Raw genomic sequence first — 16,502 nt, 5'->3', positions numbered from 1 at the left:
GACGCTCAAGCGCCACCTGACCAGCCACGGGCTCGACCCGCGCGGCTACCGCGACCGCTACGGCCTGCCGGCCGATTACCCCATGGTCGCCCCGAGCTACGCCGAGCAGCGCTCCGCCCTGGCCAAGGCGATCGGCCTCGGACAGCCCGGCGCCATGGCCGAGCGCGAGATCGCCGCGCGCGCCCGAAAGGGTCACGGCACCGCCTGAACGGGATTTCTCCGGCCTGGGCCGGCGGCGGCGAGATCCGGAACGCGGGCCTCCCGACCACCGCCGCCCCTATGGCCGATCCGGACGGGGCGGCACCGCGGCCCCACCCGCCCCCGTCCAGCCGCGGGCATAGCCGCGGGAGATCAGGCCGTCCTGCCGGGCCATGCGCCGCTCCGCCGCATCGAGATCGGCGAGCGCATCCGCGATGGCGGCCACGAGGGCCTCCCAGGCGTTGCCCCGGGCGGCCCGGTGATAGGCGTAGGCGATCACCTCCGCCTCCCGGGGACGGATCTCCACAGGCACCTCGTCAGGATCTGCGTGCATCGCGGCTCGATTCCATCTAGAACATTCCATGAACAAAGCGCATCGACCGGCCCGGTTCAACCCTCGGTCGGTGGTGGTTCCGGATTGCGGTGGAACGCTGTGGATGGATCGGGGAAACGCCAATGCCGATGCGGCTTTACCGCTTCCACTGCACGGACGGCCACGCGCTGGTGACCGATCTCGGGGGCAGCCGGCTCCCGAACGCCGCGCAGATGCGGGTCCAGGCCGAACGCGTGGCGCTCGCCCTGATGGAGCGGGTCGTCGAGCGGTTCGACTGGTCGCGCTGGCAGGTCGAGGTCTACGACGCGCGGGGGCGGCGGGTCTGGATCAAGGCCTTCTCCGACGTGAACGTTGATGCGCGGGCCGCGTGAGCGGCGCGGCCGCTGGGCCGGGACAGAGAGGGACGAGCAGAATGGCCTTCACGCCGAAATCCGCCGCGCAGACGAAAGCGCGGGATCTGGGCCTCGCCCTCGCCCGGATCGCCGAGGGCGAGGGATTGCCGGCGGTCATCGCAGTGGACCGGCTGCGGCAGGCGAGCCCGCGTCTGACACCGCTCGCGGTCGGCCAGATGGTCCGCAAGGAGCGGGAGACCGTCGCGGCGACCCTGGCCGAACGCGGCCTGACCCTCGCCGACTATTCCGACCACGGCCCGGGCCGCGGCATGACCTTCACGATCGACGCGTCGGAGTGAGCGTTCCGGTCAGGCGGCGGCCGGGCGGCTGCGCAGCAGGCGCGCGGCGAGGCGGAACGGCATGAGCGGCAGCTTGAACAGGGCCGTGACCATCAGGACCGCGAGGACCGTCAGGAGGGCCAGGAAGGAGTTGATCATGGGGTCTTCGCCTGCAACCGGGTTGCCCCCGTGGGGCTGATGGCGCCAGGGGGCGCTTGGAACACGGCGAGACTATGAACGTGGCCGGTCCGTCCGGTCGCAGGGGGGGCCGGACGCGTGCTCGACCGCATCGATGGCTCGCCGAAGAAACCGTGCGCGTCCCGTCATCTCGGATCGGGACATTCTGGTTTCAGAAGGTCCGTGACCCAGCCCTCGCACGGTGTCGCGCGGGATGGGCTCAGGCGCGCTGATCCCGCGACCCGCGCTCGGCCCAACCCCTTGAAGGGGCCGGGCTCGCAGCCCCTTGGAAACCCAGGACCCGGCGTCGCCGGCTTCCGTCACCAGCGCGCCTGCAACCCGGCGGAGACCACCTGTGCGGTGGCGCCGGGGCGCAGGTCACCCGTGTAGCTCAGCGATAGCATCACGTCCTCGGCCACCGGACCGGTCAGGCTCGCGCCCAGCACCGCCCCGTCCCGGCCCAGCGCGCTGGTCCGACCCGCGAACGGCACGCCGAACAGGCTGGAGCGCACAGGGGCGCCGGTATCGGCCAGCTCGTGCGCCCAATAGGCCCGGCCCTCCAGGCGCAGGCCCGCCGTGCCGTCCTGCGCCAGGCTCGCCAGCCGCCCGCCCAGGAGGAGGCGCGCCGCGTCGAGGGCGCCCGTGGCGAAGCCCTGGCTCGCCAGGCCGCCGCGCTCGGTCGCCCGGGTCCGGGTCAGCCGGTCGTAGCTGAACCCGACCTCCGGCACGAGCTCCACCGGCAGCCCCGTTGCCAACGCGCTGCCGGCGAAGCCCGACACCCCGGCGTCCCAGCCCGAGGCCAGCCCGCTCGCCCGCGACAATGCGGAGCCCAGCGCCACAATCCGGCCGATCCGCCCGTCCGCGTAGGAGCCGCCCGCCGTACCCCGCAGGATCACGGCGCCGAGCCGCGCGCCGGCGTAGAGGGTGCCGCCGTAGCTGTCGGTGGTCGAGCGGCCGAGGCCGAAGCCCGCCCCCCGCGACGCGCCGGTCTCGCGCAGGTAGCTGAACGCCCCGCCCACCCGCGTGTCGGCTCCGACCTGCCGGTCGACGCCGAGCAGCAGCCCGCCCGCGTCGAGATCCGCCCCCGCGGCCGCCCGGTCGCCGGCGCGCGACCCGAACCCGTAGAGCGCGTCCGCCCAGATCCGGCCTTCGCCCGCGGCCAGCGGCTGGTCCGGGCCCCCCGCGCCCCCGCGCAGCTGCAGCGCCGAGCGGTTCGGGCCGAGCCCCGGATCGCCGGCGCTGAACGCCGCCGCCCCGCCGCCCTGCCCGCGCAGATGCCGGTCGATCGTGTCGGCGACCAGGCGGCGGGCCGCGAGATCCGCCATCACGGCGTCGCCGTAGGCCTGGCCCGACAGGCTCGCCAGCCCCCCCGGCAGGGAGGCCGGGCCGGCCGCGTAGAGCGGGTCGAACACCCGCGCCCGGGCCGCGTCCGGCCGGGTGCCGGCGGCCGGACGGGCGACGTCCAGGGCCGCGCCCACCGCCCGGGCGTTGCCGGTCTGGGACAGGCCGAGGCCGGCGAGGGTGCCGTAGGCGGCCGGCGTGACCACGAGGTCGAAACCGGTCGGGGCATAGAGCGCGTCGAAGCGTGTGCCGGCCGCCAGGCCGGAGGCCGGCTGGGCGAGCCCGGCGAAGGCGCCGGTCAGCCCGGCCTGCGCGGTGAGCACGGCGAAGCGCTGGCCCAGAGCCGGGGTGAAGCGGTTGCCGGCATTGCCGGTGATGCCGCGCAACTCCGGTACCAGGGTGCCGTCGGCCGCGACGCCGCCGCTCGGGCCGAGCGCCAGCAGGCGGGCGTAGCTGCCCGCGCCGGTGCCGATGCCGGGCCCGTCGATGTCGAGCCCGAAGCGGCTCCCGGGGGCGAAGGCGACCGGGCCGAGCACCGTGAGCGTGCCGGGGGAATTGCCCGGCCGCAGGGCGCCCGCCACCGTCACCGGCGCGGCCACGGTGCCGATGCCGCGCAGCGTCCCGGCGACCGCCACCGTCACGGGCGAGGCCCAGAATCCGTTGAGCGCGAGCGTGCCGGCCTGGACCGTGGTCGGCCCGGAGAAGCGGCCGGGGCCCGTGAGCAGGAGGCTGCCGGATCCGGCCTTGGTCAGGCTGGTGGGGCTGGCGCTCTCCAGGATCGCGCCCGCATAGGTCGCGCTGGCCGAGCCCGTGACCGTGATCGAACCGTTGCCGATCACGCCGCCGGCCGGCCCCGAGAGGCTGGCGACCGTGAGCGCGCCGCCGCCAAGGTCGAGCGGGCCGGCATTGGTCAGGCTGGTCAGCCCGGCGAGCGGTCCGGTGACCTGGAGCGATCCGGCGTTGATCAGAGCGCCGTTGAGCTGGCCGGAGAGGCGCGCGGTGCCGGCGTTGGTCAGGTCGGTGTCGAGGACGCCGTCGCTGGCGACCAGCCCGGCATTGGCGAGGCCCGCGGGGGCCGCGAGGCGGGCGGACTGGGCGACCGCGACGGTCCCGGCATTGGTCAGCGGCCCGGCGAGGCTGTAGGCGCCCGCGCCGGTGACCGCCAGGGTGGCGCCCGCCGCGTTGGCGAGGGGGCCGTCGCTGGCGACCGGCCCGGAGACCGCGAGGGTCCCGGCCTGGTTGCGGATGGCGCCGTCGATCCGGCCGGCGCCGGCCAGCACGGTACCGGTGTTGGTCAGCCCGCCCGCGACCGTCCCGCCGGTGATCAGGCTGCCGGTGTTGCTCGCCCCGCCCGCGATGGCGCCGCCGTTGAACGCTACCCCGGCATTGGCGAGGCCGCCCGCGATCGTCCCGCTCGTCACCAGCGTGCCGGCGTTCGACACCCCGCCCGCGATCGTCCCGCCGGTGATCAGGCTGCCGGTGTTGTTCGCCCCGCCCGTGATGGCGCCGCCGTTGAACGCCAGCCCGGCATTGGCGAGGCTGCCGGAGATCGTCCCGCGCGTCGTCAGTGCGCCGGTATTGGTCACGGCACCGGTGATCGTGCCGCCATTGGTCAGGAGGCCGGCATTGCTCAGGCCCGCCGGGGCCGAGAGGCCGGCGGTCTGGGCCACCGCGACGGTCCCGGCATTGGTCAACACGCCGGCGAGGCTGTAGCGGCCGGTCCCCGTCACTGCCAGGACGGCGCCCGGCGCGTTGGCCAGGGTGCCGCCGCTGGCCACCGGCCCGGAGACGGCGAGGAGCCCGGCCTGGTTGCTAACGGCCCCGTCGATCCGGCCGGCGAGGGCCAGCACGGTTCCGGCGTTGGTCAGGCCGCCCGTGATGGTGCCGCTGGTGGTCAGGCTGCCGGTGTTGATCGCCCCGCCCGCGATGGCGCCGCCGTTGAAGGCCAGCCCGGCATTGGCCAGGCCGCCCGCGATGGCGCCGCTGCTGGTCAGGGTGCCGCGGTTGTCCACGCCGCCGGCGGCGAGGCCGGCATTGGCGAAGGTGGCGGTGGGGCCGACGAAGACCGGCGCGACGAGGCTGCCGGTCGCGGTCAGCGCCAGGGTACCGCCCGTCACGCGGGTGCCGCCCGTATAGGTGTTGGCCGCCGACAGGATCGCGGTGCCGGATCCGGTCTTCTCCAGCGTCCCGGACTGGGCGCCGTCGGCCATCGCGCCCGCGAAGGTCGCGCGCCCCTGGTCGATGCCGAGCCTGCCGAGGCCGTCCAGGGTGACCGGCCGCCCGGTGGTGAATCCGTCGGCCAGGACCCGCAGGCCGCCACCGTTGCCGAGGGTGAGCCCGGTGCCCGCCGCGCCGAGATTGGCGTCGCGCGACACCGCCAGGGCGCCGCCGTAGACTGCGGTGCCGCCGGTGTAGGTGTTGGCCGCCGTGAGTGCGAGGGTGCCGGGGCCGGTCTTCCAAAGCGTACCGGACCGGGCGCCGTCGGCGACCAGGCCCGAGACGGTCGCCGTGCCCTGGTCGATGCCGAGCACGCCCAGGCCGTCCAGGGTGACCGGCCGCGCGGTCGCGAACCCGTCCTGCCGCACCCGCAGCCGGCCGCCATCCCCGAGGGTGAGCCCGGTGCCGTCCGCGCCGAGATTGGCGTCGCGCGACACCGCCAGGGTCCCGCCATAGACCGCGGTGCCGCCCTGGTAGCTGTTGGTGCCGGTGAGTTCGAGGGTGCCGAGCCCGGTCTTGGTCAGGCCGCCCACGCCGGAGATGGCGTTGGCGAAGACACCGTAAAAGGCTTGGCCGTCGGAGGTGGTGTTGACCGTCCAGGTCGCGGTGAACTGACCCGGACCGTCGATCGCCTTGCCGAGGTTCAGGAGGCCCCAGCCGTAGGTCGCGTTCGGGGCGTCGGCGGGACCGTCACCGAGATGGGTGGCGGTGGTGAACATCGTCTGGGCGATCTGCGGCGCGGTCAGGAACGGGAGGGCTTGGCGCAGCACCGCGGCCGCACCGGCCACGTGCGGTGCCGCCATCGACGTGCCGCTGATCGTATAATAGCCGTCCGTTGTCTGACGGCGCGGATGGAGATTTCGAGGCCAGGTCGAATAGATGTCCGTACCCGGAGCGGCGATGCACCAGGACGCCGCGACGCCGCACAGGTTACTCGAATCGTTTGGATCATTGTCTTGGTCGATATTTACCACCGCGACGACGTAACCTGACACGGACGAAAAATCTGCCTCCCGCCGCTCGATGCCGTTCTGGTCGATGAGCCGATAAACATTCCGATCGGCATTCTCAGGGCGCATATAGGAAATCAGCGAGGAGCTTGAAGCGTTGTTCCAATTGTAAAGATTTCGAGAAACGTGGTTGTTGCCGGCAGCGAAGACCAGGAGCGTGTCCTTGTCGGCCGCCCGCTTGATCGCCTCGTACTCCGCGTCGAGTGCCTCGTAGCTGTACGTTTGATAAACGTTCGGGTCCCTGAAAGAATACCCGTAACTTCCATTGATGACGCGCGCGCCGTGCTGAACGGCGTAATAGATTGCCGCATGGGTATCGCCGACGAGTTGGGTCGTGGGCTCATTATAGGTGTTGCTATCGCTCGTCCCGACGATAGACCGAAGGGCCAGGATCGTGCTCTCGAACGCGACACCCATCATGCCCCTGGGATCACCGTCGCGCGCAGCGCCGATGGTCCCGGATACGTGCGTGCCATGGCCATCCCTGTCCACGATGGAGGGCATGGCGAACGGAACAGGCGTTTGTGGGAGCCAAGCGTAAAAGTCGGCCGAGTCCGGGGAGATCCGCGTTCCACCGGGGTTTGCCAGGTCGCGGAACTCCGGATGTCCGGCATCGATGCCGGTGTCGACCACACCCACCAGGATGCCGCGTCCGGTGAAGCCCCGGGCGTAGGCGGTCGCGGCGTTGATCGCCCCGAGGCCCCAATCGTTCCGGTACTCGGGCGTCTCGAAGTCCTGTTGCGTCAGACCGACCGTCGAGGGCGAGCGCAGCGGCGCCAGATCCTCGGCCAGCGCCGGCCCCAGGGCCGCGACCAACGCGACGAGCGAGCAGCCGATACATAAAGTCCTGCGCGCCGATTCCGCTCGATTTGTTCTGTAACTATCATTTTCAAGCAAATTCCGAACATTATTGGGACAATCCGCGATATTGTGTCGATTAATCATCGGATCGCCCTCGATCTTTGCTCTGGCGCTATTACATTTTGCTCTAGGCGAGTCGCATTCAACCGTCTGTTACCTTGCCGCAACAGACAGCTCGGCGGTCGTCCATTTGGACGACGATCCCTCTTTCTGGAACGGATGGACCCCTCGCTCAGCGGGACCGCAGGGTCGCGCGACGCCGCGCTTCGATATTGTCCGCGCAGAAACGCACGCCGCCGGCACCGGCAAGGGTATCGATTCGGTCTTCGCCGGGGCGCAGTCGCCGACAATGCACATCGCCCCGACCGTCACAGGGCTCCGACGATCTCGCCGCAGACTATCGCCTCGATTTTCTACAGGTTCTCGGCGCTATACTGTGTTTATCATCGATCGAAGCCGGGACGCGCGTCAGGTTCCAGCCATGTCTTCTGATCAGAGAGCGCCGAACTCCGATGCGCGCCCGCCCGTCGGCGGGGTCGCCTGCCTGCGCTTCGGGCCGCCGCAGGATCCGGACTCGGTGGGCCGGGCCTGGCAGGACCATCTCGCGGCGATCTTCGCCGTGAGCTTCCGGCCCGAGACCGACGTGACGGTCCCGATCGCCATGCGCAGCTACCACCTCGGCGACCTGCTGGTCGGCGACGTGATCGCCCCGGCCCACGCCCTGGAGCGGTCGCCGGAGATGGTCAGCCAGCAGGGCCTCGACCACATCCTGCTGCAGTTCTACCACCGGGGGCAGAGCCGCGTGGAGACCGACCAGGGCCCCGGCGCCGTCGCCGATGTCCAGTGCGTCGTGTTCGACCTGGCCCAGCCCGTGCGCATCGTCGCGGGGCCGGTCGACGCCACCAACGTCGTGATCCCCCGCGCCCAGTTGGAGCGGCAGGGCTGCCACCCGGATGCCCTGCCCGGCCGCGCCCTCGACCATGACGGCGATCCGTTCGGGCGCCGGGTCCACAATTTCGTGGCGAACGTCGTCGCCTGCGGCGACCTCCTCGACCGGCGCGAGGCCCTCGCGGCCTCGGCGGCGATCACCCAGCTCTGCGCGAGCTGGCTGCGCGGGCAGGCGGGGGCCGGGCCGGTCCGACGCACCGCACCGCCCGGAGGCCGGTCCGGATCACGCCCCCGGCGCGGTCCTGCATCGCTGGATCGAGAGTCTCTGACCGGCCGGATTCCGCCGCGCCCGCCGCGACAGGGCCCTGGGCCGAGGACCGGCAATCCTCGTGGCGCCGCGGCAAGCATCGGCCGACCGGGCCCTGTCGTCCCGACGGCCGGGCATGTGTCCACCAAGCAGACACAAGGCGTCCGATTTCACGACACTTTGCGGGATCTATCCGGGGCACCGACGGCGATCACGAAAAATTAGGTTCCCCCGCGGCCACGCTCGGGCCCGATGCCGGAACTCGGCCGCATCCGGGGCGTCGGGCCGGTCACGACTGTCGCGGTGGATGGTCGGGGCCCATCCGGAGAGTGCGATGGCGGACGGGACATTCAGGGTGATCGGACGGGGGGCGGGCCGCCGCCACGCGGGCGCCCCATGAGCGGGGTCCGCGACGTGTTCGCCTTCGCGCATATCGGCGACCTGCACCTGGAATGCGCGGGCGACCGCAACGCCGAGGACCTGCGGGCGATCCTGCGCGAGGTCGACGGCCTCCACGGGCGGGGTCTCGTCGACTTCGCCTATCTGCCGGGGGACCTCGCCGAGGACGGGAAGGCGGAGCAGTACGCGATCCTGACGGAGGCCCTGGCGGCGCATCCGGACCTCCCGATCCGCCTGATCCCCGGCGACCACGACCGCCAGCACGGCGCGATGGCGGCCTTCGACGCGCTGTTCGCCGCGGTGGCGCAAGGCGCGCGGGGCGGCGCGCACGTGCCACGGCACCACGACCTGCCCCGGCCCGAGCAGCCGACCCGGATCGCGCATTACTACTTCGCCGAGACGATCGCGGGGGTGCGCTGCGTGTTCCTCGACATGGTCAGCCCCGGCTACGGCCGGAAGGGATTCGGCCTCGACTTCCGGCTCGGGCCCTTCCAGCTCGCCTGGTTCGAGGACGAACTCGCGGACGCCACCCGGAACGGCCTGCCCTGCGCGGTCTTCATCCACACCTATCCGGACGACCTGCAGCACCACGCGGAGAAAACGGCCCTCGCCGGCCTGATCCGGGGCCACGCGGTGCGCCTCGTCGAGATGGGCCACACCCACTACAACGAACTCGCCCATGACGGGCGCACCCTCTACGCCTCGGCCCGCTCGGTCGGCCAGAACGAGGACGGCTCGGTGGGCTACGCGGTCGCGGCGATCGACGGCGCGGTGACGAGCTGGCGCTTCAAGCCCCTCGACCGGGCCCTGCCCTTCGCGATGATCACGGGCCCCGCCGACCGGCGCCTCGCCACCGCGGCCCTCGACGCCGCGGACGGGGCGATCACGGTGCGGGCCCTGGTGCTCTCGGACGCCCCCCAGGCGGAGTGGCGCTGCCACGCCCGCGTCGACCACGGGCCGCCGCACCCGATGAACCCGGCCGGCCCGCGCATCGTCGAGGCGCGGATCCCCTGGCCGGACGGGTCGCGCCGCCTCTCGGTCACGGTGACGGACGGCACGCTGGACCCCCGCACGGGCGCGGCGAACGCCGACACCGACACGATCGAGCCGGTGGCGCGCGGCTTCACGCCGCCCCCCGCCCCGGACCGCCCCGGCAGCGACGCGTTCCGGACATCGGCCTGGCCGGAGAAGGGCATCCGCGGCGACCAGCTCGGCCCCAACCGCTTCGGCCGGCACTGGTAGCCAGCTCTCTACCCGAGCCAGACCTTCGAACTTCACGACCTGAGGAAGACCGGACCCGATGGGCTCGCTGACGCTGACACCCAACCTCGCCACCTGGGCCATCGCGGCGCTCGCGACCCTCGGGGTGATCGTGCGGCCCTTCTCCTGGCCGGAGGCGATCTGGGCCGTGCTCGGCGCCGGCGCCCTGGTCGCCCTCGGGCTGCTCGCCCCCGCCACCGCCTGGGAGGGCGTGCTCAAGGGCACCGACGTCTACCTGTTCCTGGTCGGCATGATGCTGATGTCGGAGGTGGCCCGGAAGGAGGGCCTGTTCGACTGGCTCGCCTCGATCGCCGTGCGGGCCGCCAAGGGCTCGGCCACGCGGCTGTTCACCCTGGTCTACCTCGTCGGCACCGTCGTCACGGTGTTCCTGTCGAACGACGCCTGCGCGGTGGTGCTGACGCCGGCCGTCTACGCGGCCACCAAGGCCGCCAAGGTGGAGAACCCCCTCCCCTACCTGTTCATCTGCGCCTTCATCGCCAACGCGGCGAGCTTCGTGCTGCCGATCTCGAACCCGGCCAACCTCGTGGTCTTCGCTGAGCACATGCCGCCGCTCGTGCGCTGGCTCGGCCTGTTCGCCCTGCCCTCGCTGCTCGCCATCGCCACCACCTACGCGGTGCTGCGCCTGACCCAGGCCGGGACGCTGCGCGGCCAGAGCGTGGCCACCGATGTCGAGGCCACGCCCTTGTCGCGCACCGGCCTCGTGGCGGGGATCGGCATCGTGGCCACCGGCGGCGTGCTGATCGGCGCCTCGGCGCTCGGCCTCGATCTCGGCCTGCCGACCTTCGTGGCGGGGCTCGCCACCACCCTGGTGGTGCTGCTGCTCAAGCGCGGCGGCTTCGTCGAGGTCGCCAAGGACGTGTCGTGGAGCGTGCTGCCCCTGGTCGCCGGCCTGTTCGTGCTGGTGCAGGCCCTGGAAAAGACCGGCGTGCTGGCCACGCTGGCGGACCTCCTCAAGGGCTACGCCCACGCCGCCCCGACGGAGACCGCCTGGGGCGCGGGCGCGCTCGTCGCGGTGCTGTGCAACCTCGTCAACAACCTGCCGGCCGGCCTGATCGCGGGGGCCGCCGTGCACGCGGCGGATGTTCCCGAGAAGGTCGCGGGCGCGATCCTGGTCGGCGTCGATCTCGGGCCGAACCTCTCGGTGACGGGCTCGCTCGCCACGATCCTGTGGCTCACCGCCATCCGCCGCGAGGGCCAGGATGTCGGCGCCTGGACCTTCCTGAAGCTCGGCCTGCTGGTGATGCCGCCGGCCCTGGTGCTGGCGCTGGCCGGCCTGCTCCTCGTCTGATCCCTTCCCGGAAACCCAAGGTCCGCGCGCGTGACGGCTGCCCTCCTCTATCCCTTCATCCTCGTGGCGGGCGCGCTGCAGGCCCTCGGCAACGCCATGAACGCGCAGTTGCGCGGCAGGCTGGTCAATCCCTGGCTCGCCGCGACCGTGTCGTTCCTGCCGATCGTCTTCGTGTTCACGACCCTGTTCTTCACGATGCCGACGCCGCTGCCGAGCCTCGACTCCCTGAGCAAGATGCCCTGGTACGCGCCGCTCGGGGGCGTCGCCGGCGCGGTGGCGGTGTTCGGCGGCCTCGCCTTCATCGACAAGGTCGGCGCCGGGCCGTTCAACGGCCTGACGCTCACCGCCAACATCCTCACCTCCCTGGCGATGGACGCGCTCGGCCTGTTCGGCCTGCAGGCCGCGGGCTTCAAGCCGATGCCCTGGCTCGGCGGCCTGCTGATGGCGGTCGGCGTGACCTTCATCGCCCGGTCCGGCGGCAAGAGCGAGGGCGGCGAGGCGGGCGTCGGCGGCAAGCTGCTCTACCCGTTCATCCTCGTGGCCGGCGCCCTCATGGCGATCGGCGTGGTCTGGAACGCGCAGCTGCGCGGCGCCCTGGAGAATCCCTGGCTCGCCGCGGCGGTGTCGTTCGTGCCCGTCGTGTTCGTGTTCGCCCTGGTGTTCCTGCTGCGGCCCTCGCCCCTGCCGAGCCGGGAGGACATCGCGGGCGTCCGCTGGTGGATGCCGCTCGCCGGGATCACCGGGGCGGTGGCGGTGTTCGCCGGGCTGCTCTTCGTCGACAAGGTCGGGGCCGGGGCCTTCAACGGCCTCTTGATCACCGCCAACCTGATCACCTCGGTGGCGCTCGACCATTTCGGCTGGTTCGGCATGAAGCAGGTCAAGGCCGGTCCGCCGCGCCTGATCGGCGCCGCCCTGATGGTCGGCGGCATCGTCCTGATCTCGCTGTTCTGAGCGTCCGGGGCGATGTGGAGCCTCCCCGCCTGGCTGCTGCGTCGGGAGGTTCTGCTCCTGGCGGGCGCCGCCCTCCTGGGCGCGGGCGGGGTCGCGGCGTGGTACCTCCTGCAGGCGACCGTCCTGACCATCGCGGTGCCCCCCCGCGACGGCACCGAGCCGGAGCTGATCAAGGCCTATGCCGACGCCCTGGAGGCCGGCCGCGGCAACGTCCGGTTGAAGATCCTGCCCTTCGACGACGTGCGCGAGAGCGCCGCCGCCCTGCAGGACGGGCGCGCCGACCTCGCGGTGGTCCGCCCCGACGTGCTGCTGCCGACCAACGGGCTCACCCTGGCGATCCTGCGCGACCAGGCGATGATCATCGCCTCGCCGGACCCGGGCGGGATCACCAGCTTCCCGAAGCTCGCCGGCAAGCGGCTCGGCATCGCGGCCCACCGGGACGCCGATCTCTGGCTGCTGCGCAACCTCCTCGGCTATTACGGGCTCACCCTGGAGGAGACGGCCGGGCCGGGCCGGGACTCCGCGGTCCTGCTGGTCCCGGTCGATCAGGAGGCGGTGGCGGAGGCATTCCGCGCCAAGCGGATCGACGCCTTCGTGAGCATCATCGCCCCCTCCGCCCCCAAGGCGCTGGCCCTGGTCGGGGCCGTGCAGTCGGTCGCCCGCGGCGGCAAGGTCGCCTTCGTTGCCGTGGAGGACGACGATGCGGTGATCGAGCGCTTCCCGCGGCTCCAGGCGGTGACCGTCCCGGCGGGCCTGTTCGGCGGTCGACCGAAGCTGCCGGCCGAGGACGTCAAGACGGTGGGCGCCTCCTACCGCCTGATGGCGCGCGCCTCACTGAGCCGCGTGGTGGCGGCCGACGTGGCCCAGCTGCTGTTCGAGAAGCGCACCGCCGCCGCGCAGGTGACGGACGCCGCCGAGTACGTCCAGGCCCCGGCCTACGACACGACTGTGGCGGCCACCAGCGCCCGCATCCCGATCCATCCCGGGGCGATCGACTATTTCGAGCGCGACCAGCACGGCTTCATCGAGCGCTACGGCGACACGCTCTATCTCCTGGGCGCCCTCGCCGGCGGCCTCGTCTCGGTCCTGGCCTGGATCCGGCAGCGTCTCGCCAGCCTGCGCCGGGAGCGCATCGACGAGATCATGGACCGGCTCCTGGAGATCGCCGGGCAGGCCCGGGCGCTGCAGGATCCGGCGGCGATCGACGCCCTCACCGTCGAGGTCGACGCGCTGGCCATGGACGTGGTCCGCTACGCCCGGGAGCGGGAGCCGGATCAGCGGACCCTGGCGGCGGCCGCCGTGGCGATCGATACGGCCCGGGCGACCCTCGCGGATGACCGCATGCGTGCGGCGGATGCCGGCGCCCGGATCGGGCGACCGGTCCGGCTGCAGGGCGGCTGAGGGGACGCCCAGGCGGGTCCGGCGGAGGATCACCCCCGGCGCCGGGACGGAGATTCGCCGCCCTCCGGCCTCGGCCCGACCGATGAGAAGAAGCTGTTCGTCTCGCCATGCAGGGAGAGAACAAGAGTCTCTCGGCACAGGGAAATACGAAAGACGCGTCCATTGCGGACGGGGCGCCCGGAGGCAACATTCCACCCTATGCGTACCGCCCCGGAAACCCAGCCGACAGCCTTCGATCCGTTCGGCGAACCCGTCGCGGCCGGCGTCGCGCGCGCCTGCCCGGAGGCCGCCGGCGATCGGACGGCCCGCCGCTTCGCCGGCGCCGTGTTCTGGACCCTCGCCCTGGCGATCCTGGCCGGGCGGATTTACACCTACGACCTGCCGGCGGTGCACGACGTCGCCGCCCACGCGGTCCAGATCCTGGCCCTGCGCTAGAACCTCAACCCGAACAGGTTGGACGCGGTGCGGGCCGATAGACCCGCATAGGGCATCCGGGGCGGTGTCCGGCCGTCATCCGACGGTCGCCGCATTGGCGGAAGAATCCGGACTGCCATCCGCGTCGAGGCCAGGGCCAGCGATGCCCGAGACGGTTTCCGCGCACGGTTCGCCATGCGATCGCGGCCGGTCGCTCCGGGGCACGGGCTTGTCCCACCCATGATACTCATCCCGAGGCGATAGCGGAGCGAAGGCCTCCTCCGGGACGGCCGCGCAGCGCCGCGGGAGGCGGGTTGTGATCGGGATATGGCCAAGCGCGACTGTGATCGCCCGGGCCTCAGGGCAACAGCCATCTGTCGCGGTCTTGGCGAGCAAAAGGGCACCTTCGCGCCCCGACCCCGCGCCGTCCCGCACCCTCACATCGGGTGCCACCACTTTCCCCGCAGCACCACGCCCTCGGCAAGGATCCGCTGGGCGCCGGTCATGTGCTCGCCCCGCGTGTCGACATAGTCGAACGCCCCGTCCCGGACGGCCAGCACGGTGGCGTCGCCGAGCGACCCGACCTTCAGGCTCCCGTATTCCATCCGCTTCACCGCCACGGCGGCGTTCACCGTGGACGCCGCGATGACCTCGCGGAGGCTCATGCCGAGGCAGAGCATCTTCGACATCGTGGTGACCTGATCGAAGGCCGGCCCGTCGATGCAGAGCTGGTGGACATCGGACGAGATCGTATCCGGCAAAAAACCGCCCGCCATCATGGCCCGGGCGGTCTTGAACGCGAACGAGCCCTTGCCGTGGCCGATGTCGAACAGCACGCCCCGGGCCCGGGCCTCGCGCAGGGCCGGCTTCACCGCGCCCTGGGCGGTCACGGGGGAATTGGGGAACGGCCGGAAGGCATGGGTCAGCACGTCGCCGGGGCGGAGCATCGCCAGCACCTCCTCGTAGCTCGGCGGCGGCTCGTCGATATGGGCCATCAGCGGCAGGCCGGTCTCCTCCGCCACCTGGAGCGCGATGCCGAGCGGCGCGGTGCCCTGGTCCCCGGAGGAATTGCGCCCGACCCGGACCTTGATGCCGATGATCACGTCCCGGTTGGCCTCGGCGACCTCCACGGCCTCGCGGGGCGCCATCAGCCGCGGATCCTGGCTCTCGCCGACCATGATCGTCTTGGAGAAGGCGTAGATGCCGGCGAACGACACGTGGAGATAGGCGAGGATCCGCGCCTCCGATCGGTCGATGACGTGCTTGCGGAATCCGGCAAAGTTGCCGGGCCCGGCGCTGCCGGTATCGACCGACGTGGTCACCCCGGAGGTCCGGCAGAATTCGTCGGCGTCGATGCCGATCGAGGTGCCGCCCCAGTAGACGTGGGTGTGCAGGTCGATCAGGCCCGGGGTCACGATCGCGCCGGCCATGTCGCGCACCTGCGTGCCCGGGCCGACGGGCAGGTCGCGGCCGAAGCCCGAGACCCGGCCCTCCGCGAAGGCGACGTCGCAGATCCCGTCGTGGTCCTGCGACGGGTCGATGACCCGCGCGCCCTTCAGGATGAGGTCGTGCTGCACAGCTGTCTCCGGATCGGTCAGGCCGCGACCGCCGGTGCGGCGGCGTCGTTGAGGTGGCAGGCGGCGAAGTGGCCGGCGCCGACGCGGTCGAGCCCGGGCACCTCGACCCGGCAGCGGTCGAAGGCCTGCGGGCAGCGGGTGTGGAAGCGGCAGCCCGCGGGCGGGTTGATCGGGCTCGGCACGTCACCCTTGAGCACGATGCGGGTGCGCCCGGCCCCGGGCTCGGGGATCGGCACCGCCGAGAGCAGCGCCTGGGTGTAGGGGTGCTTGGGCGCCAGGAACAGGTCGCGGCGGGGGCCGATCTCGACGATCTTGCCGAGATACATCACCGCCACCCGGTGGGTCATGTGCTCGACGATGGCGAGGTCGTGGGAGATGAACAGCATCGCGAGGTCGAGTTCGCGCTGGAGATCGCGCAGCAGGTTGACGATCTGCGCCTTCACGGAGACGTCGAGCGCCGACACCGCCTCGTCGCAGATGATCAGGTCCGGCTCGGCGGCGAGCGCCCGGGCGATGCCGATGCGCTGGCGCTGGCCGCCGGAGAATTCGTGGGGCCAGCGTCCCAGCGCCTCCCGGGGCAGGCCGACCCGCTCCATCAGGGAGGCGAGCTTCGCCTCGAGATCGGCCGAGCCCCTGGCCAGCCCGAAATTGCGGATCGGCTCGGCCAGGATCGCCCGCACCCGCATCCGCGGGTTGAGCGACGAGAACGGGTCCTGGAACACCATCTGGATATGGCGCCGCAGGGGCCGGAGCGCCCCGGCCGAGAGGTCGTCGATCCGCCGGCCGTCGAGCACCACCTGGCCGGCGGTGGGGGCGTAGAGGCGCATCAGCGCCTTGGCGACCGTGGACTTGCCGCAGCCGGATTCGCCGACGAGCGACAGGGTCTCGCCCCGGGCGACCGTGAAGGACAGGCCGTCCACCGCCTTGAGCACGCGGTTCGACCGGCCGAACAGGCCGCCGCCGAGGGGAAAATGCTTCTTGAGGTCGTTGACCTCCAGCAGGGTGCGGCCGGTCACGGGCACAGCTCCGTATGAAGGTTGAGCGCGGCGATGCCCGCGTCCTCCCTCCCCCCTCTGCGGGGGAGGGTGGCCCCCGAAGGGGGTCGGGAGAGGGGAACGCGGCTTCCGAAAAGGACGCGACCGTCATGGGGGCCGAGCCGATATCTGCACCGGCGCTCCCCTCTCCCCC

Annotated in this window: 14 protein-coding genes; 9 read left to right on the top strand and 5 right to left on the bottom strand. The window is 72.1% G+C overall.

Annotated elements, in window-relative coordinates; genetic code table 11:
- Positions 1-208 (top strand): MucR family transcriptional regulator (locus tag MKK69_RS26420; protein ID WP_243972889.1); only part of this gene is annotated, 208 nt, incomplete at its 5' end.
- A 69-nt stretch (positions 209-277) separates the two neighbouring features.
- Here the strand turns inward: MKK69_RS26420 and MKK69_RS26415 are convergent.
- Positions 278-532: a hypothetical protein gene (locus MKK69_RS26415; RefSeq protein WP_243972887.1), complete on the bottom strand. Its 255-nt coding sequence runs from the start codon at positions 530-532 to the stop codon at positions 278-280.
- Between the two features lie 122 nt (positions 533-654).
- Here MKK69_RS26415 and MKK69_RS26410 point away from each other — a divergent pair, with 122 nt between their 5' ends.
- Both MKK69_RS26410 and MKK69_RS26405 read left to right on the top strand, forming a co-directional pair.
- Entirely contained in the window at positions 655-903 is a 249-nt protein-coding gene (locus tag MKK69_RS26410) for a DUF6894 family protein (protein WP_243972885.1), read from the top strand.
- A 41-nt stretch (positions 904-944) separates the two neighbouring features.
- Complete coding sequence (locus MKK69_RS26405; RefSeq protein ID WP_243972883.1) at positions 945-1,223, top strand: adenylosuccinate synthase; 279 nt, start codon at positions 945-947, stop codon at positions 1,221-1,223.
- 9 nt (positions 1,224-1,232) lie between these two features.
- On the opposite strand, the gene MKK69_RS31115 is transcribed toward MKK69_RS26405, so the two are convergent.
- Complete coding sequence (locus MKK69_RS31115) at positions 1,233-1,361, bottom strand: hypothetical protein (protein WP_279598635.1); 129 nt, start codon at positions 1,359-1,361, stop codon at positions 1,233-1,235.
- Between the two features lie 338 nt (positions 1,362-1,699).
- A complete protein-coding gene (locus MKK69_RS26400; RefSeq protein ID WP_243972881.1) occupies positions 1,700-6,763 on the bottom strand; it encodes a S8 family serine peptidase in 5,064 nt (1,687 codons plus the stop codon).
- Positions 6,764-7,289: 526 nt separating this feature from the next.
- Between MKK69_RS26400 and MKK69_RS26395 the strand changes: the two genes are divergently transcribed.
- From MKK69_RS26395 to MKK69_RS26370, 6 genes are all read left to right on the top strand, one after another.
- Positions 7,290-8,228: a cupin domain-containing protein gene (locus tag MKK69_RS26395; RefSeq protein WP_243972879.1), complete on the top strand. Its 939-nt coding sequence runs from the start codon at positions 7,290-7,292 to the stop codon at positions 8,226-8,228.
- Positions 8,229-8,399: 171 nt separating this feature from the next.
- A complete protein-coding gene (locus tag MKK69_RS26390) occupies positions 8,400-9,644 on the top strand; it encodes a metallophosphoesterase family protein (RefSeq protein ID WP_243972877.1) in 1,245 nt (414 codons plus the stop codon).
- 58 nt (positions 9,645-9,702) lie between these two features.
- Positions 9,703-10,971 (top strand): arsenic transporter, encoded by a 1,269-nt coding sequence (locus MKK69_RS26385; protein ID WP_243972869.1) that lies wholly within the window; start codon positions 9,703-9,705, stop codon positions 10,969-10,971.
- A 30-nt stretch (positions 10,972-11,001) separates the two neighbouring features.
- Positions 11,002-11,922 carry a DMT family transporter gene (locus MKK69_RS26380; RefSeq protein WP_243972867.1) on the top strand — a complete coding sequence of 307 codons (921 nt, stop codon included), beginning with the start codon at positions 11,002-11,004 and terminating at the stop codon, positions 11,920-11,922.
- Between the two features lie 12 nt (positions 11,923-11,934).
- Positions 11,935-13,323: a TAXI family TRAP transporter solute-binding subunit gene (locus tag MKK69_RS26375; RefSeq protein WP_243972865.1), complete on the top strand. Its 1,389-nt coding sequence runs from the start codon at positions 11,935-11,937 to the stop codon at positions 13,321-13,323.
- A gap of 198 nt (positions 13,324-13,521) precedes the next feature.
- Positions 13,522-13,758 carry a hypothetical protein gene (locus tag MKK69_RS26370; protein WP_243972863.1) on the top strand — a complete coding sequence of 79 codons (237 nt, stop codon included), beginning with the start codon at positions 13,522-13,524 and terminating at the stop codon, positions 13,756-13,758.
- A gap of 416 nt (positions 13,759-14,174) precedes the next feature.
- Here the strand turns inward: MKK69_RS26370 and MKK69_RS26365 are convergent, their stop codons facing one another.
- Both MKK69_RS26365 and MKK69_RS26360 read right to left on the bottom strand, forming a co-directional pair.
- Positions 14,175-15,314: an amidohydrolase/deacetylase family metallohydrolase gene (locus MKK69_RS26365; RefSeq protein ID WP_243972861.1), complete on the bottom strand. Its 1,140-nt coding sequence runs from the start codon at positions 15,312-15,314 to the stop codon at positions 14,175-14,177.
- Positions 15,315-15,331: 17 nt separating this feature from the next.
- Complete coding sequence (locus MKK69_RS26360; RefSeq protein WP_243972859.1) at positions 15,332-16,330, bottom strand: ABC transporter ATP-binding protein; 999 nt, start codon at positions 16,328-16,330, stop codon at positions 15,332-15,334.
- Positions 16,331-16,502 lie beyond the last annotated feature (172 nt).

The sequence above is a fragment of the Methylobacterium sp. J-026 genome (assembly GCF_022829585.1).
GTDB lineage: Bacteria > Pseudomonadota > Alphaproteobacteria > Rhizobiales > Beijerinckiaceae > Methylobacterium.
This window is presented reverse-complemented; position numbering and strand designations above follow the sequence as displayed.